A 22804-nucleotide genomic window follows, 5' to 3' on the forward strand; every position below is an offset into this window, starting at 1 on the left:
GAAAGGATGAACCGGCTCCCGAACCCGGTGTGTCCCGGCGGGGGAAGCCGCACTCTGCGTCGGGGGACGAGCGGTGCCGTACCCCGGGCGCGGTGCGCGGCGGTCGAGGGGAGTGGCAGTGGAAACAGTCAAGGGGCGGTCGCGGGTGCCTCTGCGGAGCCGGGCACGCTACCGGTTCGACCGCACGCTGGCACGCTCCACCGGAACCTTGATGGGCTGGCTGGTGATCACCTGCCTGGCCGTCGTCGTCCCGGTGAGCACCCTCCTGGTGTGGACGGATCCCGGCTCGCCCCCCTCGCTCTCGGGGCGGATCGCGGCGGCCTGGCGGACCAGCGCGGAGACGCTGCGCCTGGGCGCCGCCACCGGCACGCCGATCCGGCTGGTGCTCTCGGCCGTGCTCGGGCTGGTCGCCCTGCTCTGCGTGTCGACCCTCGTCGGGGTGATCACGACGGGGCTGGCGGACCGGATGGCGGAGCTGAGCCGAGGACGGTCGACGGTCCTGGAACAGGGGCACGTCGTCGTGCTCGGCTGGTCGGACCAGGTGACCACCGTGGTGAGTGAGCTGGTGGCCGCCCAGGCACCGCAGCGGCCGCGGGCCGTCGTGCTGCTCGCCGACCGGGACAAGCTCGAGATGGAGCGCGTGCTGACCGCCCACGTGCCGCCCGCCGCACGAGCCCGGATCATCTGCCGCAGCGGCCCCCCGAGCGACCCGGACGTGCTCGCGCTCGTCAGCCCGCGGACCGCGAGCACCGTCCTGGTGCTGCCGTCGGCGGGACAGTCCGCCGACGCCGAGGTGTTGCGCGTCCTGCTGGCGCTGGGTGCGGTTCTCGGCGAGGGAGCGGACGGGCCACCGGTGCTCGCCGCGGTCCGGGACGACCGGTACCGCGCTCCGGCCCGGCTGGCCGCCGGTCCCCGCGGCACGGTCCTGGAGACCGACATGGTCACGGCCCGGCTGATCGCCCAGTGCGTCGGCCGGCCCGGCCTCTCCCTCGTCCTGCACGACCTCCTCGACTTCGCGGGCGACGAGTTCCATCTGGCCGACGCCACGACGTTCCATCACCGATCCTTCGGGACGACCCTGCTGGGCCACCCCGGCTCCTGCGTGGTCGGGCTGCTCACCCCCGAGGGCCGTACGCTGCTGAACCCGCCCGCCGACACCGTCGTCGTCCCGGGAAGCCGCCTGATCGTGCTCGCCCTCGATGGCGACAGCACCCGGGTCGACGCCTGCGGACACCTCGTCGACCCCTCGGTGATCGCTGCGGCCCCCTCCGAGCCGGACGGCCCGACACGCCTGCTGCTGCTCGGCTGGAACCGGCGGGCTCCCCTTGTCGTCGACCAGCTGAGGCTCGCGGCCCGCCCGGGATCCGTCCTCGACGTCGTCACCGACAGCGCCGTGCCCCGGCCCAGGGGGCCGGAGCCGGAGCCCGGGTCGGCGGCGGGGCCGGACGTGCGCTTCCGGTCGGCGGCCCTGTCGCGGCCCGAGACCATGCTGGGCCTCGACCTCGGCCCGTACGACGGCCTCGTCGTCCTCGGCCCGGACCCGGGGGACGGCCCGGACCACCCCGACGACTGGACCCTGGTCACGCTGTTGGCCCTTCGGCTGCTGGAGGAACGCAGCGGACGTGAGGTTCCCGTCGTCACCGAGCTCACCGATGACCGGAACAGGCCCTTGGCACCGGTCAACACAGGCTCCGACGTCATCGTCAGCGGAAAGCTGACCGGGCTCCTCATGGCGCAGATCGCGCAGAACCGGCACCTGGCACCGGTCTTCGACGAACTGTTCTCCGCGGGCGGCAGCAGCATCTGCCTGCGCTTCGCCGGTTCGTACGTCCGCCCGGGTGCCGAAGCCACCTTCGCCACGGTCGTCGCCGCCGCGCGCGACCGGGGCGAATGCGCGATCGGCTACCGCAGCCACGACGGTCTCACGGAACCCACGAGCCGTGGGGTGCGCCTCAACCCGCCGAAGGAGGAGCGGCGCGTCTGGAGCGCCGAGGACCACGTGGTGGTGGTGGCCACGACGGCCGGCGGCGCCTCCGTGACTCCGAGCCCGGCAGGCTCCTCCGGCGAGGCGACTTCCTGTGCGCCACAAGGGCCTGGTGAGCCGGGCGTCTGACAGGAGGGTTGCTTCCATGCCCTGACGCGGTCCTGCTTCTTGGCGGCCTGGCTGACGGGGCTGGAGTGACGTGTCCTCGATTCGTGACCTCTGCGTCAACCATCGTTGCGAGACACGCCGTTGATGGGTCCTTTATCGGGTGGAGATGCCTGCCCGGACGGCAGTACGAGGTGCGGAAGGAGCCAGACATGTTCCGGCCATCACCAGGTGCGGGGGCAGCCGGCCGCGCATTCCGACGTGGTGGTGTCCTTCGCGGTCACCGGCCCTGCTGCCGAGCATGAGCGGCATCGTCGGCGGCGGCTCGGACGGCTCCGACTACTCGCCTACATCCGGCTGATGACCGGAAACAGCGCGATGTCCCTGATCCTTCTGCCCCTCGTCTCCAGCGCCTTCACCCCGGTCGACGCCGTGCCGGGCTGGTTCCGTCCGACCGCCGAGTACCAGCTGCTCGCCCCCGCCATCGAAAGCCTCTGCGGTCTCCTCGTGGGCACCGAGATCGGCCACAACGGCTGGCTCGCCCTCGCCTGGACCGTGGCCCTGACCGCACTCGGCTACACCTGGTCGACCAGCGCGTTCACACGCGGCCCGAAGTAACCGGCATGAGCACGCGGGCCGGGAGACCGCGTAACGCCCACCCGAACGCGACGAGCCCCCGTCCGGCCGGAGTTCTCCGGCCGGACGGGGGCGAAGCGGCGGCTCGGCCGGTCGGTCCCGGACGAGCCGCTCCTGGCGCCGGGGATCAGACCTTGTCGGCGGCGATCAGCAGGTACTGGAAGCTGCCGTCCTTGTACGCGTCGAGGAAGGCCTTCTCGATGCCCGTGGCCAGCGGCGACTTGGCGCGGAGTTCCCAGTAGGGGATCGTGGCCGCGGTGAGGTCGACGACGCTGACGGGGACGAGGCGGTTGGCAGCCATCTCCTTGAAGTAGGTGCTGCGGGGGTGGATGTTGCAGATGTAGTGGGCGTTGATCTCGCTGACGGCCCGGGAAGGCAGTCCGTACGCGTCGTTGTAGCACCCGGTGATGGTGACGTAGCGGCCCCCGTGCTTGAGGAGCCTCGCGTACTCGGGGAACAGGAGCGAGAGGTCCACGTACATGGTGCTCTCATTGTTCCAGATGCCCTGGAAGCTGTCGCTCTCGAATCCGGTGTGGAGCATGTTCTTGAGGTGGAAGCTGACCTTGTGGTCCACTCCGCGTTCCTTGGCCTGACCGTTGGCGAAGGCGACCTGGGTCTCGGAGATCGAGACACCGTCGACGCGCGCGCCGAAGCGGCTGTGAGCGACGAAACTGCTGCCGCCGCGGCCCGATCCCGAGTCCATGAGGCGGTCCTCGGGGGTGATGTCGCCGAGGTGTGACATCAGCAGGTCGGACTGGGCGCACTCCAGACGGTGGAGCTCGGCCGTGAGACGCTGCTCCCGGGTCTCCTCAGGACCTTCGAGCACGGACCAGTCCGCGTCGCCGATGCCGTAGTGGTGGTGGTAGATGCCGTCGACCTCGCCCAGGCGGAGGTTGACCGGGTTCTTCTCCTGGTTCCAGTAGTTGGCGACGGACTTCTGGTACAGGCTGCGCAGGGGATGGGCGGCGGTGTCCTGGGCGGTCATAGCATTCTCCTTGGCTACGGAATTCATGATTTCTCGCTACGGGTTCAGTCGGCTTGCTGATATCGGGGGCTGGTCGCGTGCCACTCCTTGCTCCCGCCCATCCACGCCCACAGGCCGGCCAAATAACGGCGCAGCTGGGGTGATCCGGCCGTTGCCAGGACCGCGCAGTCGGCCTCGACGGTGTGCATGAGTTCGTCGTGGATGGCCGCTGTGCGGTCGACGGCCTCCTGGAGGGAACAGTTGTCCTCGGCGGCGATGAGGTTGGGCAGGTTGGTGTCTCCGGGGTCCTCCTTGGCCATCGAATAGACGTCGTTGAGCAGGACGTTGGCCATGCCCGCGTAGAGATAGGTGCGGCGCACGGTGGGGTCGGCGAGCTCGGTGGCGGGTACTTCGTAGCCGCCCACCGAGTCGATCAGCGCCATGCACGGGTAGAAGGCGTTCTCGTAGCGGTGCAGGAGGTACTCCCACACCGCGGGCCTGCGCCCGCTGCCGCGCCACTGGGCCTCCTGCCCGTAGCCGACGAACATGACGGCGAGCTCATGGCGCAGCCGGGCCACCTGGGTGGTGCTGGCGAACCGGGAGAGGTGACCGAGGCTGGACCGGAAGGCGCGGAGCACGGGCTGTCGCCGGACGAGTTCCTCGAACTGCGCCTGATAGCGCGCGGGCAGGCGGACGGGGTCGATCACCGCATGGGCCATCGCGAGCCGTGCGCCGAGGAGCTCCGGCTCCGTGTCCTCGCCCTCGTCGACCCAGTGGTCGTCCACGGACCATTCCGCTAGCCCGCAGCGGGCCGCGGCCAGCAGCCGGTCGGGGTCGTCGCAGTCGGGGTGCGCGAGCATGAACAGGCGCCCGAACTGGTGTGAGCGGAGGCGTTCGAGGCGACCGGTGAAGATGCCGGTCTCCGCGGCCCATTCGACCAGGCGGTTGTTGACCTCCTCGCCCAGAGCGGGGTCGTCCCGCACCGCGTCGGGGCAGTACAGGGCCGGGATCCGCACGGCCGTGGCCCGTCCCTCTGCGGACTGGTCCCCGCCCGTCGCCGGCGAGCCTTCCTCCTGAGGCTCCTTCCGTGCCGCCGCGGGCGGGGTGGGGGAGCTGAACAGGCGGGCCGCGGACGTGCCCAGGCCGGCCGGGCCGGCCAGGAGACGCTCCAGCACGAGGGGTGGGGGAGGGGGTGGTGAGGCCCGATCGACGGTTCGAGGCGGGGGAGTCGGCAGCCGGGCGGTCGGGGACCCGTTCCGTGTCCACGGGGGGTCTTCGGCACCACTGGTCGAGGTCATGGCGAAGCGTGCCTTTCGGCTGGGAACGGGGAGGAACGCCTGCCGAGGCCCCGTCTGCGGGCATGCCGGCGGCAGGCGTCGGGAGGCAGGCGTCGGGTGCGTCCGCCGCACGGGGGCGCGGGCCCGGCCGGACGCGGGCGGCGCGAGGCCGGCCGCGCCCGGAACAAGGGTGATCGGCGGTCCGGTGCCTGGAGGCTCCGGTCAGCGCCAGCGGCCCACTTCGACGTTCTCCAGGACACCGAGAGCGTCGGGGACGAGGACGGCGGCCGAGTAGTAGGCGGTGACGAGGTAGGAGATGAGCGCCTGCTCGTCGATGCCCATGAACCGTACGGACAGACTGGGCTCGATCTCGTCAGGGATCCCCGACTGCCGCAGGCCGATCACGCCCTGGTCGTCCTCACCCGTACGCATGCACAGGATCGAGGTCGTACGGGCATCGGTCACCGGGATCTTTCCGCACGGGTAGATCGGCACGCCGCGCCAGGCGGGAATGCGATGCCCGCCGACGTCCACCGGGTCCAGCGTCAGGCCACGTTTGTTGCACTCCCGGCCGAACGCGGCGATGGCGCGGGGATGGGCGAGGAAGAACTTGTTGCCACGCCTGCGTGAGAGCAGCTCGTCCATGTCGTCGGGGCTCGGCACCCCGTCGTGGGGCTGGAGGCGCTGCCCGTAGTCGCAGTTGCTGAGCAGCCCGAACTCCGGGTTGTTGACGAGCTCGTGTTCCTGACGCTCGCGCAGGGCCTCCAGCGTGAGGCGGAGCTGCTGCTCGGTCTGGTTCATCGGGTCGTTGTAGAGATCGGCGACGCGGCTGTGGATCTTCAGCACCGTCTGGGCGACGGAGAGTTCGTACTCGCGCGGCGAGGCTTCGTAGTCGACGTAGGTGTGCGGGATCCGGGACTCGCCCACGTGGCCGGCCGAGAGGTCGACCGCTGATTCGCCGTACGAGTTGGTGCGCTGCTGGGGGAGGGCCGCGACGGTCTCCAGATGCGTGCCCAACGACCGCGCGCGTTCCGCGAGGTTCTCGACGTCGCTCCGGGGCAGGACCAGCACGGTGCACGCCGTGGTGGCGCGGAAGGTGGACTCCCAGGCGGCCTCCGGCTCGGTCAGGCACTGTTCGCCGAAGTAAGCGCCGTCGGCCAGGACTTCGAGGACGGTCTCTCCGCCGTACGCCCCGGTGCCGATCTTTTCGACGCGGCCGTGCGCCAACAGGAACACACGGTCCTTCGAGTCTCCCGCGGCGGCCAGCACGGCGCCCTGGGCGAAGTCCACCTGCTCGCAACGGCCGGCCAGTTCGCCGAGCACCTCCTCGTCGGTGAATCCCCTGAGGGCGGGGAGCTCGCCCAGCTCCGCCGGGATGACGGAGACCCGCCCGCCGGTCTGGACGAAGGTCACCCTCCCGTCTCCCACGGCATAGCTGAGCCGCCGGTTCACCCGGTAGGTCCCACCCCGGACGTCCACCCAGGGAAGCATCCGGAGGAGCCACCGCGAGGAGGTCTCCTGCGTCTGCGGAACGGACTTCGATGTCGTCGCCAGGTTCCGTGCGGCGGATGTGGCCAGACTCTGCTGTCCGGTCGTCCGTGCCTGTACGGCTTCCCGGTCGGCTTCAACGGTCATATGTGGTTCTCAGCCCTTCGGTAGGTGCGCCTGCTCACCCTCCCCCCTCGTCACATGACGTGTCATCACACGAAAGAAGGTGAATGTCTGCCTTCCGTATGGGTAGTTGGGCGCATGAATCGTTTCTTCGCCCGCATGTTCGTACGTGGTCCGGATTCGCCGCCGCAGGCCCCGCACGATCCCGCCCGGTCACCCCCACGGTGCGCGGTGGTCGCGCCGCAGGGCACCCGGAGCGCGGCCCGCCCTGCGCAGCGGAAGGTCGCCGAAGGCCGCGTCGTTGGGTGTGAGTTCCACCGCCCGCGCGCTCTTGTACTCGTGGATCAGGATGGAGCGGTGCCGGTCCGTGGTGTTGCTGCTGGCTCGGTGAGCGGTGAGGCAGTGCAGGAACAGCACCGACCCGGGGCGGGTCCGCACCGGCACCACCTCGTCGTCCGGGGGCACGGGCTCGTGGCGGAGATGGCTCCCCGGCCAGACGAGCGTCGCACCGGACTCCGCGTCCATGTCGTCCAGGTAGATCAGCGCCGTGACCAGCTCGGGCCGGGTGTGCCGGTCGGTGTCGAGGTCGCGGTGCCACCCCTCCTCGGCCGACAGCCGGGAGGGGCGCAGCCGTGCGAACCCCATGTGGAAGTTGATGTCCGGCCCCAGCAGCTCGTCCACGACGTCCAGGACCCGATCGTCGTGGATGAGCGCGTACCAGTCGTCCCCGGCCAGCGGCGTGTTGACGATCTTCCACACGGCGTACGGGTTGTAGGGGTCGAGGTGGTGAAGAGGCGTGGTGGACGCGGCGTGGACGTACAGCCGGGGATGCCCGGAGGCCGGAGGGTCGATGAGGCCGGAGAGCATCCTCTTCAGCGCCGCCACCTCGTCCTCGGAGTAGAGATCGGCCAGCAGGTATCCGTCGCGCTCGAAGGCTTCGCGGTTGTTCATCGCGGGGGCTCCTCATGAACCGGTGCCGGCGTAGCGGTCGAGCCCGCCTCGCCACAGCAGGACAGCGGGCAGGAACAGCAGGGGGCCCGCGAGAGGCAGGGCCCAGACGAACGGGGAGTCGGTCCTGCCGAGGATGTAGAGGCAGGGGAAGTAGCCGACGAAGGCGAACGGCACGACCGTGGAGAACACGGTCAGCAGCCACCTCGGATAGAAGCTCATCGGCAGCTGCGCGAAGCTGTCCAGGCGCCAGATCAGCATGCTCAGCATCGCGTCCTGGCGCAGCCAGAAGGACAGGGCCGTGACGGCGAGGTGCATGGCCGCGAACACCAGGGCTGAGCCGATCAGTGCCAGCGGGATGAAGACCAGGACCGGGCCGGAGACGTCCGCCCCGCTGACGTGGAGGGCGCCGAACAGCATGCCTGTGCCGACGACGATCTCGATCCAGACGTCCGTGTCGACCTTCGAGAACAGAATCAGCGCCAACGGGCTCGTGGGACGGACCAGATAGTGGTCGAGCTCTCCGCTGCGCACCATGTCCGGGATGTCGAGCGTGCCGAAGAAGACGGTGTTCCACAGCGCACGGGCCACAGTGGTGAATCCCGTCAGCGCCGCCCACTCGGCGAGCGTCCAGCCGTGGATGCCGCCCGACGCGGAGAGGGCCAGCATGAGGACGGCCGCCCCGGACAGCGCCTGGACCAGAGCCCCGACGTTGGCGAGCGCGACCTCGCCCGGGTGCACGAGGTGGCTCCGGAAGTTCATCCGGGTGGCGAGCAGCGCGATGCCCGCGGACTTCCGCAGTCCGGCCAGGGCGTCAGCCACCCGCGATCACCAGCTTCCTCAGGGCGGCGCGGGTGCACAGCACCGAGGCACCGGACAGCACGACCGCCCAGCAGCCTCCCAGGGCGATGATCCGGCCGTCGACGAAGGGATCCCGGACCAGGGTGCCGAGCGGGGTGTAGAAGCCGTGCACGAACGGGGTCCAGACCGCGACGTCACGCAGCCCCTGCGGGTACAGCGAGATGGGCATCATCGAGCCGCCGAGCAGGAGGAGCAGGGCCTCGCGGACCTCGTTGAGGCCCTCGACACGGCGGATGAAGAACGCCGACAGGCCGATGAGGTAGCTGAAGTCGAAGAGGACGACGAAGGCGATGACGGTCGTCAGCACCAGGCGGCCGACGTAGGCGGGATCGAGGGAGAAGGGGTACAGCAGCGCCCCTCCGACGAGCACCGCGGGCACGCCCACGAGGGCGGTGACGCCCAGCGTGCGGCCCAGGGCGGCGGAGAACCACTGGGACTGGAATCCGGTGGGCAGCAGCAGCTCGGTCACGATCCTCCCGTCCCTGATCCTCGCCTCCAACTGCCGGGCGAGCGCGAGGCCGGGGACGCAGAGCACCCAGACGGTCCCGGCCGCCGCGTAGAGCGTCGTCTGGTGCAGGGTCAGCCAGCCGGCCCGCGCGGAGCCGTCGCCACCCGCGTAGACGGCGCTCCACAGCGCCACCTGGAGGCCGATCAGCAGCAGGGCGCCGATCCCTTGCGCGAGCGCTCTCGTCCGGTAGTGGAAGGCCAGCTTCACCTGCATGCCGGCGACGGCCCGGTGGGTCTGCCACCCCCGGCGCACGGCGGCCATCAGGCACCCTCCAGGTACATGCCCTTGATGAGGCTCTCCAGGCTCGGGGCCTCGATCCGTACGTCGTCGACCCGGGGGTCGGCGAACAGCGCCGCGAGGAGTTCGCCGGGCAGCTCACCCTGGGTGAATCCGTAGGTGGTGATCATGCCGGTCCGTTCCTCGACGTGCGCGGGGCCGGGCAGCAGGGGCAGCCGGTGCCCCGCCGCGTGATGGATCACCAGCGTGCGGCGGCCGCCGCCGAGCGCGCGCAGTTCGTCGATCTTCCCGTCATGGACCAGCCGGCCGTCGTCGATCATGACGATCCGGTCGCAGATCGCCTCGACGTCCCGCAGGTCGTGGCTGGCTACGAGGACGGTCGGCGCGGTGTCCTGGCGGAGGTCGCGCAGGACGCCGCAGATGGCCTCCCGCGCGAAGATGTCGAGTCCGATGGTCGGCTCGTCGAGCAGCAGCAGGCGGGGAGCGTGGAGCAGCGTGCCCACCAGCTCCGCCCTGGTCCGGTTGCCGAGGGAGAGTTCGCGCACCGGGGTGTCGAGGTACCGGCCGATGCCGAGGCGGTCCACCAGGTGCTCGCGGCGGCGCCGGAAGACGGCCGGCTCGATGTCGTAGACCCGCCGGAGCAGCTCGTAGGAGTCCTTCACGGGCAGGTCCCACCAGAGACTGGCCCGCTGTGCCGCGAGATACCCCAGCCGGGCGGAGAGACGCCGGCGGTCGGCGTGCGGATCGCGGCCGTCCACCGTGACCCGGCCCGTGGTCGGGGTCAGGATGCCGGCGATGAGCTTCATGGTGGTGGACTTGCCGGCTCCGTTGAGCCCGATGTAGCCGACCGCCTCGCCCTCGTCGACCCGCAGGTCGACGCCCTTGAGCGCCTCCACCTCGCTGCTGACCCTGCGGAACAGGCGGCCGAGGCGTCCGCCGGTCTCCGGGGGCCGCCGAACCCGGTAGGAGCGGTGCACGGATTCCAGGTGGACCCTCACGAGACCACGTCCGTCCGCGCGCCGTCGGCGATGCGGTCGATCGCCGCCACTTCGGCGGGGGCCAGGGAGAAATTGCGGACCGTGAGGTTCCCGGCGAGGTGGGCGGGCGAGACCGCCTTCGCCACGGTGGGGACCCCGTGCTCGAGGTGCCAGCGCAGCAGGACCTGGTGGACGCTGCGGCCGTGACGCTCGGCGGTCGCCCGCAGCACGGGGTGCCCGAGGTCGTTCTCACTGAACGGGCTGTGTCCTTGCACGACGATCCCGAGCGCGGCGTGGTGCGGGGCGAGAGCGGGGTCGAAGTACCGGGGGCCGAAGGCGACCTGGTTCACGGCGGGGACGACGCCGGAACGGGCGACGAGGTCGTCCACCTGGGCCGGCCGGAAGTTGCTCACCCCGATGTCACGGACCAGGCCCGCCTCCCGCGCCTCGATGAACCGTCGCCACACGGCCAGGGACCCCTCGGCGTCCAACGGTCCGTGCATCAGCCAGAGGTCCACGTACTCCACCCCGAGCAGCTCCAGGCTGCGCGCCAGCGTCTCGCGTTCACGTCCGGCGTCCTCCTCCGGGAACTTGGTGACGATCAGCAGTTCGTCACGCCGGATGCCGGAGGCGCGGATCCCCGCGCCGACCGCCTGTTCGTTGCGGTATCCGGTGGCGGTGTCGACACAGCGGTATCCGAGGTCGAGGGCCTCCCGCACGCCACGGATCGCCTCCCCGCCCCACATCTGCCAGGTGCCCAGGCTGACCGGGGGGAGACCGCCGGCGGGCAGGGTCCGCCCGCTCACCGGGCACGGCTCCCGTCGTGGCCGCCGGTCGCGTCGTCGAGCAGGTCGAACGTCGCGCCGACCGCCGTGAGCAGTTCGTGGTTCTCCCGGTCCCCGAGGACCTCGAAGTACCTCTTCGCGAAGCCGAGGTTGGACCGGTTGACGAAGTTGGCGGTGAGGGAGACGGTGCCGGTGGGATTCCGCACCTCGTGGGCCCATCCGCTGGGGGTCACCACGATGTCTCCCGGTTCCTGGACCAGCGTGACGCCCTCTTCGTCCTCGGCCCCCGGAGCGCCGGCACAGCCAGGGGGCAGCAGACGCCACGCCTCAGCCCGCCAGGGTGGGTGGAAGCTCCACTCCTTGCGCCCCGAACAGAGCAGGTTCCACGCGGAGCTCGCCATCGTGTCGACGTGCAGGGGGGAGCTGGTGTCGGCCCCGCCGATCATCAGCCACACCCAGTCCGGGCGTACGTCCGCGGGCAGCGCCAGAAGCCAGTTCAGCCGGCGGATGTCGCGCGGGACGAGGTTCCACAGCCCCGGTTCGAACTCCGAGACCAGCTGGTCGCGGAGGTACAGCCCCCGTGGACGTCCCGACCGCAGCTCGTCGAGGATCTCCCGAAACCGCACGGTCACCGCCTGCCGCCGAGAGTCCTCGGCCATTACCGGACGGTCGTCGAGCTCCCGCAGCCGTGCCTCATGCAGGGCGGCGTACACCGGCCACTCCCGGCCGGCTCCGCGCAGGACGACGGGCCGGTCGCCGCAGATCCGGGCCGCCGTGACCGAGTCGTCAGCCGTTGAAGTAGTCAACGCGGCTGCCCCCCTCCGCCTGGCGGGCCCAGTCCTCCCGGTGCCCCCGCAGCGCGTGGGGTCCGAAGGCGGCCTCGATGTCGGCCCGCGCGCGCAGGCCCTGCACGAGGTTCTCCCGCTCGGACATGCAGCGCGCCTGCTTCGCCGCCACCTTCTCGCGTACGGTCCCGGCCGGATCCGACGCCCGGAAGGGCGCCTCCGGGACGGTCACCGTGCACATCGGAGCCGCCCAGCAGGTCCGGCAGGAACCGGCCTGCACGGCGTCGCGGAACATGCCGAGCTGCTCGACCCCTGCCAGCGGGTCGACGCCCCGGTCGGTGTGGCCGACAGCGAAGTCCGGGGACTGGTACTCGTACGAGGAGTAGAGCGTGCCGTCCGAGCCGAGCACGAGGTACTCGTTCCCCGGGACGAGCTGGACGCCCAGCAGATGTCCGAGCTGCGGACCGCCGTCCCGCTCGGGCTGGTTCAGGGCGCGGTGGAAGGACCGGTGCAGGAAGCCGTGGCTGAACGCGAAGCGGTAGCGGCCCGACTGCTCCCGCTCGTCGTACGGCAGCCGGTGGGACGCCACGAAGAGGTCCCAGACCCTTCGCTGCTCGGCGAACATCTGCTGGAAGTCCGCGTACGACTCCTCACCGCCTGGCAGCAGCAGGTCGAAGTCCCAGGCCAGCGCCCTCAGCGCGGCCGGCCACTCGCTGAAGTACCGGTACAGCGTGCCCTCGTCGAGCGGCGCCGACAGGACGCAGATGATCGCGACGCGCGAGGCGAAGTAGTCGGGCCAGTTCTCCGCGAGCCAGTCGGCCCGCTCCCGCACGCGGTCATGGGTCCCCTTCCCGCGCCGGTCGATCCGGTAGCGGTCGTGGTTGGGACCGTCGACGGAGATGTTGAGGTAGATGTCGTGCTCGACCAGGAAGCCGACGATCTCCGGTGTCAGCAGCATGCCGTTGGTGTTGACCTGGACGATGAGGTTCTCCAGCCGGGAGCCGACCTCCCTCTTCCGCTCCTCCAGGGCCAGCACGGACTCCTTCAGCTGGTCGAACGCCATCAACGGCTCACCCCCGAAGAAGTAGACCGCCCGTTGTGCGGGCTCCAGCCGCTCCTCACCGGTGACGAACAGGTCGATCGCGGCCCTCACCATGTCCTTCTCCGGGGAGGCGGTCCGGTGCGGGCGCGTCCCCGGGTAGGCACCGCCGTAATAGCAGTACGTGCACCGGATGTTGCACTGCTCCGTGGGATTGAGCATGAGCACCCGGACCCGCGGCTGCTCGAGGCGCGCGTCGGGCGGCAGATCCGGGAACTGCCAGCCGGGACCGTCGAAGGGCATGATCAGGGAGGCGAGTCCGTCGATCTCGGCCTCGGAGACACTCGCCCCGTCCGGTGCTCCCGGCCCCTCGGGCGCCGACACGCCTGACGGGTCCCAGCGAGCGGCCCGCAGCAGCACCGCCTGACGAGAGGTGATCTCGTGAACCCTGCCGGTGGCCGGCGTGTACAGATGGAAACGCCCGGGCCTTCGGTCGCTCTCCCACATCCTGTACAGCCACGTGAGTCCTCGATCCTGACGGATCGACACCTCGTTCTCCCCCTGATTGACGCCGGTGACGGACCCCGCGAGACTCCGGACATCTGGCCGGTCCGTCCGCTCGATCAGCTCGATCTGCCATGCGTGCAGGCGGTGGGCCCGCTGCTGTTCTGCCGTGTCCGTACTCATCTGCCCCTCGCTCGTCCCTGGTGGTCGTCCAGCAGTGCCCGCAGGCAGCTCATGACGAGCGCGGAGATCGTCGCGCTCGTCGCGCGGTTCTCACGGTCGTCCTGAAGGGCCTCCACGATGTCGACCGCGACCACGCGCCGCGTACGGCAGACGTGCTCGACGGCGGCCAGCAGCTCCCGCAGGCGGTAGCCGCCCGCCTCCGGGTGCCCTGTTGCCGGGAATTCCGTGGGGTCGATCACGTCGAGGTCGACCGACAGATACGTCGGTTCGTCGTGCGGCTCATCCAGGTCGTCCGTGTCGTCCACGTGGTCCGCCGGTTCCGGGAAGCCGTACGCGTAGGCGCAGCGCAGAGCCGGCGGCAGCGGACCGCAGGAGGCCGGCAGATAGGTCCGTACGCCGTACAGCTCTGCTCCGGCCACCACGCCCGCCCCGAGCAGATGGCCGAGGAAATCGCCGTGGGTGATGTCCGTGAGAGCGGGCATCGGCCTGATGCTGAAGTCGCAGTGGGCGTCGAAGCACACCACGCGCACCGGTCCGTGCACCGCCGCCAGCCCCGTCGCCACCGGAGCGGAGAGGCTGTGGTCCCCTCCGACGAACAAGGGGATCGTCCCCACCCCGGCCAGGCGTTCCGTGAGACCGGTCAGCGCCCGGTAGTACGCGGCCCTGCCCACCCGGGGATCGATCGGCACCGCCCCGAGGTCGCCGAGGTCGAACACCCGACGGCCGGCGAGCACCGGCCCCCCGGTCAGCGGATCGATCAGTCCGCCCAGCGCCCCGTCGTGAGTGACGCTCCAGTCATGGCCAGGGCTCAGCTTCCGGAAGATCTCCGGCCCGTGGCGCTGCCCCGGCACACCCGTCACCCCGGCGTCGAACGGCAGCCCCATGAGCACCGCGTCGGCGGCCAGGGACCCTGACACCACGGAGTCGACATCGGCCGCGGGCAGCCCCAGCGCACCCGCACCGGCCCGGATCGAGGCGGACGTCACGACACCCGCCACCCCTCGGTCCGCTCCGCCCGGCGGTCGGTCACGGTGACCAGACGCACCCTCAGCAACGCGGAGACCAGAGCGGACACGGATGCCTCGGAGGCGCCCGACCGTTCGGCCAGCTCCCCGATGCCGGCACGACGCAGCCGGAGAAGCGTCTCGCACGCCGCGCGGTGCACGGCGGGCAGGACGAACTCCCGGTCCGCGGCGGTGAGCACCACGCTCTCGCCCCTGACGTCGAGCAGTGGGGGCAGCACGGTCGCCAGCTCGACGACCGCCTCGGCGGACGGCCGCGCCCTCAGCACGTCCCAGGGCAGGCCCGCGATGTCCCGCCCACCGCTCCGGCGCCGCTCGGCGTCGAAGAAGTCGGGCAGCGTCAAGCCCTTCGCCTCGGTCACGAACGCCGTGACGAGCCGCTCGGCCTGCGCCCGCTGCTCCTCCGGAGTCCCCGCGCGGGACAGGCTCTCCCGCACGTCGACGTTGTCGAGCGCCCGGTACGCCACCCAGCGCAGCCAGTCGTAACCGGTGCGCCGGGTGAAGGCGAAGGTCAGGTGCAGGCTGGATTCGCCGCCCCCGCGCACGGTGTGCCACCAGCCGCGGGGCACGTGGATCACGTCGCCCGGATCCAGCGTCCTCTCGAACAGCACCGTCTCCGGGCAACGGGCCGGGTCGCTGTCCCCGTACTCCGGAAGCGGATGTTCCTCCGACGGCCCGTGCACCTGCCAGCTCTTGGTGCCGTGCACCTGGAGGACGAAGGTGTCCACCTCGTCGAAGTGGCTGGCGAAGGCCTGCGCGTCGTCGAAGGTGACGAAGAGATTGCAGGAGGCGGTCTCGCCGACCATCCGCATGACATCGTCGGTCGCGGCGCGGACGGCGGGGTGGATACGGTCGAGGGAGTCGACGACGAGGCTGGCGCCGTTCCGCATGAGCGAGAACGTCTTGGCCAGGTCGACGACGCGATGTCCTGCTCGCATGACGGTGTACTCGTGCTCGGGCAGGGATCTGCCCCCGGTGCACAGCTTCAGCTCCGCGGGCTCCACGCGACCCCGGGAGAGGATCTCGTTCAGGTCGTGCCAGGAGAAGTGCTCCCGCACCAGCTGCGGGTCGAGCTTGCGGAGCACCACGTCGGTGCTGAGGTGTTTCACCACGAAGTCGGGGCCGAATGCGGCCGCCAGCGCCCGGCCGAGTCCCGAGGCGGATCCCGTCATGATTCCGATGTCTCCCTCGTCGCCGCCATAATTCCCGAAAAGAGGCCGCGAAAAGGGGTCCCGCGTTTGCCGGTGCCTTGCGGAGCGGTAGGCGCGGGACCCCGGTTCGCTACTTCGCCGAGTCGCCGAACATCTGGGTGAAGTCCGGAACACCAGCGCGGTTGTGGGTCTTGGCGAAGGTTGCCCGTGCCCTCTCGGCCACGGGGGAAACCTTTACCTCCACCTCGGGGAATTCCTGCTCGGGAGTGTTCCGTGCAGTGTTGTCAGCCATGTTCGCCTCCAAAGCGACGTTGCCGGCAGTTCTCGGTGAGAGTACGACAGGCTTTGCCGGGCGAACAAGAGGTGATATTCGGACGGTCGATTCCCGGATGCGGTCATGAAGTCATATCGAAAGAATATGTTCTAGTCGAATGGCTCGTCGTTCCACTGCGGGACGGTCACTTCTCCGGACGTCCAGTCCCGGCGCAGGACCGCGTACCCGACCGCGTCGTGAACCGCCCCGCCCGACGACGGCCACCCGTCCCGGTAGTGCGCTTCCTTGACGTAGCCGCAGCGCCTGAGTACGCGTCGCATCGCGAGGTTGTCCTGACGTGTGTGGGCCTCGATGCGGCGTGCGTCCGGAAACTCCTCGAAGACGTACCTGGTCAGCCAGGTCACGGCCAGAGTGCCGATCCCGCGACCGCGGTCCTCGGCCCGAAGCCGCAGGTCGAACAGGGGTGTCTGGTCCCCCAGGTCCATGAGCCGGAGCAGGCCTGCGGCCGCCCCGCCGGCGACGATCCAGAAGGTCCTGTTCCCCGCGCTCTCGAAGCGGTCTTCCACGATCCACCCGCCCACGGTTTCGCGGTCCAGCTCGCTGGTGCCGTGGAAAGGCCAGTTCTCGCTGGTCAGAAAGCGGATGAGGGGCTCGGTTTCGGTGGTGGCGAGGCGCCGGAAGATAATATCCACGGTCGCTACCTTACGGTCTGCGACCACCCCTCGTTGCTCAATGGCAGGAAGTTCTGGGCAGGGATTCAGCAGGTGATGCCGGGCTGGTTTTCGACGGTGAATGACCTTCACGGCGGGGAACAATGCGTCGGGCGGTTTCCGGTGACCCCGGTGGTGATCCACTCGCTCCACTCGGGAGGGGCGTCCGAAGTCTTCTGTGTGATGAGGAAAGGATTCACCTCCCATAGAGAGTGTGCTTCCGCTGATTTCCGCTCCCGCGAAGGTCGACATGGTGTGGCGTTCCCCAGTCGATGCGATCAGGAAAAGACGTCTCGAGAGATATGGGGAAGGCCGGTCGAGGGGCGGTCGACCTGGGCGGGAATCGGCCAATTCAAGCGCAGGCGGATATTCCGTCGGTTACGGATCGGTGCGCTCCGGCGCGCGCGCCGCGAATTCGCCCTGCGCGCCGGGTCGTTGTCATCTCTCGGCGGACGGACGGAATGAGCTCAGCGGGGGACACGTTCACCGAAGAGCCTCCCGGCCGTGGGCACCCGAGGAAGCGGGGGAGCGGGGACAGCCGGGAGGGTGGGTGTGTGACCGTCCGGGCCCGACCAGGGCGCGACGGGCTCGCCCACATGCTGGGCTGCGGTGCGCCACGCGGCAGTGACGGCGCGGTGCGCGGCCTCGCTCGCCGCCTCCACCTCGGCCGGCAGGCGAAGGGGTGCGCCGACGTGCACGTGGAGCCGGGGGCGTCGGACGGGGGCGGTGAGGATTCCAGCCAGCTGCTTGAGCCCGCTGCCGGAGGCAAGGCGCCTGGCCCCCGCCTGGCCCACCGGGATGAGGCACGCCCCGGAAGCGGCGGCCAGCCGAGCGGGACCGCTGCGGAAGGCCTCCGGGGCCGCTTCTGAGGCATCACGGCGTGGAGGGATGCGCCCCTCGCCGTAGATGAGCACGTGCCGTCCTGCTGCCAGTGCGGCGGCGGCGGTCTCCAGGGCTTCGGCGGCACGGCTGGTCCGGCGGTGGACGGGGACATGGCCGTCGCGGTTCAGGAGATGGCTCAGGACGGGAACGCGCCACAGGCCTGCTGTGGCGAGGACGACGGGCTCGATGTCCATGCGTCGCAGAGCGGCAAGGACGACGCCGGGGTCCGCCAGTGAGGTGTGGTTGGCGACGAGGATGCCGGGGGCGGGGACGGCGGTCAGGTCCGCCGAGGTCGTCAGGCGTCCGAACGCGGGGACGAGGGCTGTGGCCATCTGGCTGAGCACGGGACTCCTGAGATCGGGCTTCGAGGTGAGGCTCATCGTCACGCGGTTGCCGTGCCGGTGGCCTGAGCTTCCGTACTCACCTCGGTAGGTGGGTGAGGGCCGCACGTGCTCAGCACAGCATGGCTACGGGCTGGTCAGGGCCGCCGGGACGCCTGCCCTCGTCATCGCCGAACGCGGCGTCGGGCCGGACCCGTTGTCCTGGTGCCTACCCTTGGCGCGGCCTTCACCGGCTTCCGCGGCCTGTACGGCTTCGCCGGACAGCTGGGCGACCGTCCTGGCGCCCGCTGGACGCCCCGGTGTCTGCCCAGGGGCAACGCGGACGGTGCATCACGCGCAGTGGCGCCGACCGCGCGCCCGCTCCCGGGGCTGGACAGCTGTGCGGTCGGCGTGCCGTTTCACCGGGCCAGGGACCCGGTGGGCGTCCCCCTCGTGGCCGGGGCCGTCCTCCGGTCAGCCGGTGCCTTCGACGTACGACGCCAGGTTGGCCAGCGAGGAGGCGATCCCGGCCTCGTGCACAGCCTGGTCGATGCCGGGCGGCACGTCCGTGGCCGTGACGGTCACCTCGGCCCCGTCGCCGGTGGCGACGATCTGCCAGGTCATCGTCATGGTGCCCGCGTACGCGGGGTCGTCGGCCTCGAACACCGCCCGCTGCACCACGCGTTCCGCCGGCACGAGCTCGGCGAACCCGACCTCGACGACATCGGTCCCCTCGGTCGTCTTGCCGGGGCTTCCGGTCGGGTCGAGGTAGGTGAGGACCATCCGGAACCCGCCTCCGGGCCGGGGATCCCACCGCTCGACACGCCCCCGCATTCCGTCCGGCGGCAACCACGTCTCGAGGGAGTCCCGGTCGAGGAGGGCGCGGTACACGGCCGCCGGTGGTGCCGCGATCACCCGCCCGGCCCGGTCGGTCCTGGCGGGCTTCACCTGGATCCACCGGCAGACGGGCCGACCACCAGCACGAGCTTCCCGCGCACCCGGCCCTCCTCGCCGGCGCGGTGCGCCTCGGCGATCCCGGAGAGCGGGAACGTCCGCGCGACCGGGAGGGAGAAGCGCGCCGACTCGATCAACTCGCCGATCTCCGCCAGCGCGTGGACCGCGCGGTCGGCGTCCCCACTGCTGAACGCCACGCCGTGATCCTGTGCCCCGCGGAAGTCGGCGATCGTCACGACGTGCTCCGAGCCGCCGGCCAGGTCGATGAGCTCGGGCAGGATGCCGCTCCCGGCGACGTCGAGCGCGGTGTCGACACCGTCGGGCGCGAGCGCACGCACGCGCTCGGTGAGGCCCTCGCCGTAGGAGACGGGCTCGGCCCCCAGCGCGCGCAGGTACGCGTGACGTCCTGGACCTGACGTGCCGATCACGCGCGCGCCGCGGACCACGGCGAGCTGCACCGCGGCGCTGCCGACGCTTCCGGAGGCGCCGCTGATCAGCAGGGTGCCGCCGCTCGTGACGCCGAGCCGGTCGAGCGCGCGCGTGGCCGTCTCGACCGCGGCCGGCAGCGCCGCGGCGGCGGGGAAGCCGAGTGAGGGCGGGACCGGCGCGTAGTGGGAGAGCACCGCCAGCTCGGCCTGGGCGGCTCCCTCGGTGCAGAAGCCGAAGACGCGATCGCCGACAGCCACGTCGGCGACGCCCTCGCCGAGCTCGTCGACGACGCCCGCCGCCTCATGACCCAAGGTCTGCGGGAGCTCCTCGTCCATGAGGCCCCTGCGCTTCTTCCAGTCGCTCGGGTTGATCCCGGCCGCGCGCACGGCGATCCTGACCTCGCCCGGACCCGGATGAGGATCGGGGAGATCCACGATCTCGAGGACCTCCGGGCCCCCGAACGTCTGGAAACGGACTGCCTTCATCACTCGCTCCGAACTCGCCCCGGGTGTCGCGGCCGCCCCGCGGACGGACAGTCTCTCAGCCTCGGGTGTCGCGCCGGAGCTCACCGCGCCACGCGGGCCCCGGCGGGTCCGTGCGCAAGGGGCCCGCGCCTCCCTTCCCGTTCCAGGTTCGGCGCGCTCATGCCTGTGTGCTGCCGCATCGCGGTGCGGCAGCACACAGGGGGGTACGAGCCGGGGTCAGCCGGTGTACTGGGCGAGGACGCGGGTGAAGTCCCACGGCTGCTGGGAGACACCCGAGCAGGTGTCCGCCCCACCGCCGGTGCAGGGCCGGTCACGATTGACCGACCAGAAGGTCAGCCGTGCCAGATGACGCTGCTGGGCATAGCCGAGGATGGTACGGAAGTCGTCGACGGTTACTGTCTCGCCGTTGTCGGTGACGCCGTTCATCGACGAGATGCCCGTGTGCCGGTAGGCCTGGTCGTCCGAGTACCCGTAGGCGCTCTTGACCGTGTTCTTCAGCCCCTCGGCGGCGCGGACGGTGAGCTGACCCATGTTCTGACCGCTGCCGCCGAAGTTGAACGGCATGATCGTCCAGCTGTCCACCGTGAGCCCGGACGCGGCCGCCTTGCTGATCAGGCTGCTGTCCGGACCGTTCTGGCCGGTGCCGAAGGTGACGTACAGCTTGATCCCCGGGTTGTTCGCCCGGACGGTCTTCAGCGCATCGACCGTGCGCTGCTGGACGGTCGGGCTGTCGTAGGCCGCCGCCTCGATGTCGATGTCGATGGCCTTGAGCCCGTAGGCGTTGATGACCTTCTGGTAGGCGGCGGCCAGCTCCGCGGCGCTGCCGCAGGAGCTCTCCAGCTTGTTGCCGCTCCAGCCGCCGAACGACGGGATCACGTCACCCCCGGCGGCTCGGACGGTGTTGACCGTCTGCTGGTCGACGCCGCCTGTGAGGGGACGGCTCCCGTCCCACTGCGGGTTGCAGTAGCCGTTGCTGAGGACGAACGCGAGCGTGAACCACTTCACCCCGGTCGCGTTCATCACCGTGGTGGGGCTCGGCGGGCTGCCCCAGCCGTTGTAGAGGTACGGCGCCACGGCCATCGCACCCGGCCCGGGCGGGGTGGTGCCACCGCTCGGCGCCGTCCACTTCTGGTTCGCGGCGCCGGTACAGGTCCAGATCTGCAGCCGTGTGCCGTTCGCGGACGTGTTGCCGGTCACGTCCAGGCACTTGTCGGCCTGCGGGTTGACGATGTCGCGCGCGGCGCTGAGGGACCACCGCTGGGCGGCGCTCCCGTTGCAGCTCCACAGCTGGGTCCGGGTGCCGTCGGCCGTCCCGCCGGACGCGACGTCGAGGCACTTGCCGAGGGCGCGGAGGGTTCCGTCGCTCCCGGTGGTCCACTGCTGTGCCGCGCTGCCGTTGCAGTCGTAGAGCTGCACCGGCGTGCCGTCCGCCGTGGCGGCCCCGGCGACGTCGACGCACTTCCCGCCCAGCCCCGTGATCTGTCCGGTGGCCGCCGCGGCCCCGCTCGCGGGGGTGACGACCAGGCCGGTGAGCAGAGCGGCCGCGGCTGCCGCGCCCAGGCCACGCCGCAGGGCGCGGCCGAGCGGAAGGCGTGTCACCGGGTCACCGTCCACTTCTGGTTCGCGGCGCCGGTGCAGGTCCAGATCTGGAGCCGTGTGCCGTTCGCCGAGCTGCTGCCGATGGCGTCGAGACACTTGTTGGCCTGGGGGTTGACGATGTCACGCGCCGCGGGGACGGCCCACTGCTGGGCGGCGGTGCCGTTGCAGTCCCACAACTGGACGGGCGTGCCGTCGGCCGTACCGGCGGACGCGACGTCGAGGCACTTGCCGAGGGCGCGGAGAGTGCCGTCGCTGCCGACGGTCCACCGCTGCGCCGTCGTGCCGTTGCAGTCGTAGAGCTGCACGGGTGTGCCGTTGGCACTGTTGGCGCTCGGTACGTCGAGGCACTTGCCGCCGATGCCGGTGACGGGCCCGCCGCCGCTCGGCTGCCCGGTGTCGGTGCTGACGCGGACGTAGTCGACCACGAGTTGCTGGGGGAAGGACGTGCTGCCGTCGGGGTCACCGGGCCAGTAGCCGCCGACCGCCAGGTTCAGGATCACGAAGAAGGGCTTGTCGAAGACCCACTGCTTGCCGCCGAGGTCGGCGGGGGTGCGCCGCTGGTAGACGGTGCCGTCCACGGACCAGGTGATGGCGTTGGGGCTCCAGTCGACGGCGAAGGTGTGGAACGCGTCGGCGAACGCCTGCCCGCCGGGCAGCGAGTACCCCGCGCCGATTCCTCCGGAGCCGGAGTAGCCGGGGCCGTGCAGGGTGCCGTGGACGGTGCCGGGTTCGAAGCCGACGTTCTCCATGATGTCGATCTCGCCGCTGTTGGGCCAGCCGACGCTGCCGATGTCGGCGCCCAGCATCCAGAAGGCGGGCCAGATGCCCTGACCGCGCGGGATCTTCATCCGGGACTCGACACGACCGTAGGTGGTCGTGAACTTGCCGGACGTGTTCAGCCGGGCGGAGGTGTACTCGCACCGTCCGTACCAGCACTGGTAGTTGCCCGGGTTCTCCTTGCGGGCGGTGATGACCAGATTGCCCTGCCCGTCGAGGGCAGCGTTGCGGTTCCCCGCGGTGTAGTACTGCCGCTCGTGGTTGTTGACGTTGTCGCCGGTCTCGATCTGCCACTTCGCGCCGTTCACGGCAGAGCCGGCGGCACCGTCGAACTCGTCGGAGAACGTCACGGCGGTCGGCGCGGCCGCCGCGGCGGCGGTGCGTGCGGACGGTTCGGCGGTGGGTGTGGGCGCACCTTGAGCCAGTCCTGCTGACAACGAGGTGAGCGTGAGCGCCGAGACGAGCAGGAGGAGCAGACGTCTGGGCAGACGCGCGGGATCCATGACGTTCCCTTCGAGGGACATGACGAGGACGTGAAATGGCATGCGCATGACATTCAGTGAGGCGGGTCGATGCCTGGTCGAATGATGGAAGGGGGTGACGCGGTGTGGGGGACTTACTTCACTACGTGATTTAAGAAGTGAACGATTGGCCTGTCAAGGGTCTGGTATGGACCAAACGCTTTGAACGGGGCCCGCAGGGCGTGGATACGCCACCGGCGACAGGCCTGCCGGACTCGGGTACGGGGACTGCTGGGCCCAGTTGGTCCGTCGAACCTCGGCATGCCCTGGGTGGGC

20 protein-coding genes and 1 pseudogene are annotated in these 22804 nt (G+C 70.6%); 2 read left to right on the forward strand and 19 right to left on the reverse strand.

What is annotated here, in order from left to right:
- Positions 1-118: 118 nt before the first annotated feature.
- Together OG488_RS36050 and OG488_RS36055 are read left to right on the forward strand one after the other, a co-directional pair.
- Complete coding sequence (locus tag OG488_RS36050; protein ID WP_329237103.1) at positions 119-2113, forward strand: CASTOR/POLLUX-related putative ion channel; 1995 nt, start codon at positions 119-121, stop codon at positions 2111-2113.
- A 345-nt stretch (positions 2114-2458) separates the two neighbouring features.
- A pseudogene (locus OG488_RS36055) lies at positions 2459-2707 on the forward strand (ABC transporter permease); the annotation flags it as partial.
- Positions 2708-2852: 145 nt separating this feature from the next.
- Here OG488_RS36055 and OG488_RS36060 read toward each other — a convergent pair.
- The 19 genes from OG488_RS36060 to OG488_RS36150 form a co-directional block, all read right to left on the reverse strand.
- The gene (locus OG488_RS36060) at positions 2853-3710 is read right to left on the reverse strand and encodes a geranyl diphosphate 2-C-methyltransferase (protein ID WP_329237105.1); all 858 of its coding nucleotides are present in this window, start codon (positions 3708-3710) and stop codon (positions 2853-2855) included.
- A gap of 44 nt (positions 3711-3754) precedes the next feature.
- A complete protein-coding gene (locus OG488_RS36065) occupies positions 3755-4864 on the reverse strand; it encodes a family 2 encapsulin nanocompartment cargo protein terpene cyclase (RefSeq protein ID WP_329237107.1) in 1110 nt (369 codons plus the stop codon).
- A 324-nt stretch (positions 4865-5188) separates the two neighbouring features.
- Positions 5189-6601: a family 2B encapsulin nanocompartment shell protein gene (locus OG488_RS36070; protein WP_329237110.1), complete on the reverse strand. Its 1413-nt coding sequence runs from the start codon at positions 6599-6601 to the stop codon at positions 5189-5191.
- A 189-nt stretch (positions 6602-6790) separates the two neighbouring features.
- Positions 6791-7528, reverse strand: a complete 738-nt coding sequence (locus OG488_RS36075; protein WP_329237113.1) for a phytanoyl-CoA dioxygenase family protein — start codon at positions 7526-7528, stop codon at positions 6791-6793.
- A gap of 12 nt (positions 7529-7540) precedes the next feature.
- Positions 7541-8347: an ABC transporter permease gene (locus tag OG488_RS36080; RefSeq protein ID WP_329237115.1), complete on the reverse strand. Its 807-nt coding sequence runs from the start codon at positions 8345-8347 to the stop codon at positions 7541-7543.
- Complete coding sequence (locus OG488_RS36085) at positions 8340-9155, reverse strand: ABC transporter permease (protein WP_329237118.1); 816 nt, start codon at positions 9153-9155, stop codon at positions 8340-8342. Before OG488_RS36085 ends, OG488_RS36080 begins: the two co-directional genes overlap by 8 nt.
- Positions 9155-10129 (reverse strand): ATP-binding cassette domain-containing protein, encoded by a 975-nt coding sequence (locus tag OG488_RS36090; protein WP_329237121.1) that lies wholly within the window; start codon positions 10127-10129, stop codon positions 9155-9157. The genes OG488_RS36085 and OG488_RS36090 overlap by 1 nt, the downstream gene beginning before the upstream one ends.
- Entirely contained in the window at positions 10126-10914 is a 789-nt protein-coding gene (locus tag OG488_RS36095; RefSeq protein WP_329237124.1) for an aldo/keto reductase, read from the reverse strand. The genes OG488_RS36090 and OG488_RS36095 overlap by 4 nt, the downstream gene beginning before the upstream one ends.
- Positions 10911-11699: a cupin-like domain-containing protein gene (locus OG488_RS36100; protein WP_329237128.1), complete on the reverse strand. Its 789-nt coding sequence runs from the start codon at positions 11697-11699 to the stop codon at positions 10911-10913. Before OG488_RS36100 ends, OG488_RS36095 begins: the two co-directional genes overlap by 4 nt.
- Entirely contained in the window at positions 11680-13404 is a 1725-nt protein-coding gene (locus OG488_RS36105) for a radical SAM protein (protein WP_329237132.1), read from the reverse strand. The genes OG488_RS36100 and OG488_RS36105 overlap by 20 nt, the downstream gene beginning before the upstream one ends.
- Positions 13401-14390, reverse strand: a complete 990-nt coding sequence (locus OG488_RS36110) for an arginase family protein (protein WP_329237135.1) — start codon at positions 14388-14390, stop codon at positions 13401-13403. Before OG488_RS36110 ends, OG488_RS36105 begins: the two co-directional genes overlap by 4 nt.
- Entirely contained in the window at positions 14387-15598 is a 1212-nt protein-coding gene (locus OG488_RS36115) for a JmjC domain-containing protein (RefSeq protein ID WP_329237138.1), read from the reverse strand. Before OG488_RS36115 ends, OG488_RS36110 begins: the two co-directional genes overlap by 4 nt.
- Positions 15599-15707: 109 nt before the next feature.
- Complete coding sequence (locus OG488_RS36120) at positions 15708-15869, reverse strand: hypothetical protein (RefSeq protein ID WP_329237141.1); 162 nt, start codon at positions 15867-15869, stop codon at positions 15708-15710.
- Between the two features lie 131 nt (positions 15870-16000).
- Entirely contained in the window at positions 16001-16543 is a 543-nt protein-coding gene (locus tag OG488_RS36125; RefSeq protein ID WP_329237145.1) for a GNAT family N-acetyltransferase, read from the reverse strand.
- Positions 16544-17028: 485 nt separating this feature from the next.
- Positions 17029-17787 carry a lysophospholipid acyltransferase family protein gene (locus tag OG488_RS36130; RefSeq protein WP_329239250.1) on the reverse strand — a complete coding sequence of 253 codons (759 nt, stop codon included), beginning with the start codon at positions 17785-17787 and terminating at the stop codon, positions 17029-17031.
- Between the two features lie 450 nt (positions 17788-18237).
- Entirely contained in the window at positions 18238-18711 is a 474-nt protein-coding gene (locus OG488_RS36135; RefSeq protein ID WP_329237148.1) for an SRPBCC family protein, read from the reverse strand.
- Entirely contained in the window at positions 18708-19631 is a 924-nt protein-coding gene (locus tag OG488_RS36140) for an NADP-dependent oxidoreductase (RefSeq protein WP_329237151.1), read from the reverse strand. Before OG488_RS36140 ends, OG488_RS36135 begins: the two co-directional genes overlap by 4 nt.
- 216 nt (positions 19632-19847) lie before the next feature.
- Positions 19848-21245: a ricin-type beta-trefoil lectin domain protein gene (locus tag OG488_RS36145; RefSeq protein WP_329239253.1), complete on the reverse strand. Its 1398-nt coding sequence runs from the start codon at positions 21243-21245 to the stop codon at positions 19848-19850.
- Complete coding sequence (locus OG488_RS36150) at positions 21227-22510, reverse strand: ricin-type beta-trefoil lectin domain protein (protein ID WP_329239255.1); 1284 nt, start codon at positions 22508-22510, stop codon at positions 21227-21229. Before OG488_RS36150 ends, OG488_RS36145 begins: the two co-directional genes overlap by 19 nt.
- Positions 22511-22804 lie beyond the last annotated feature (294 nt).

It is taken from the genome of Streptomyces sp. NBC_01460 (assembly GCF_036227405.1).
Classification (GTDB): Bacteria; Actinomycetota; Actinomycetes; order Streptomycetales; family Streptomycetaceae; genus Streptomyces.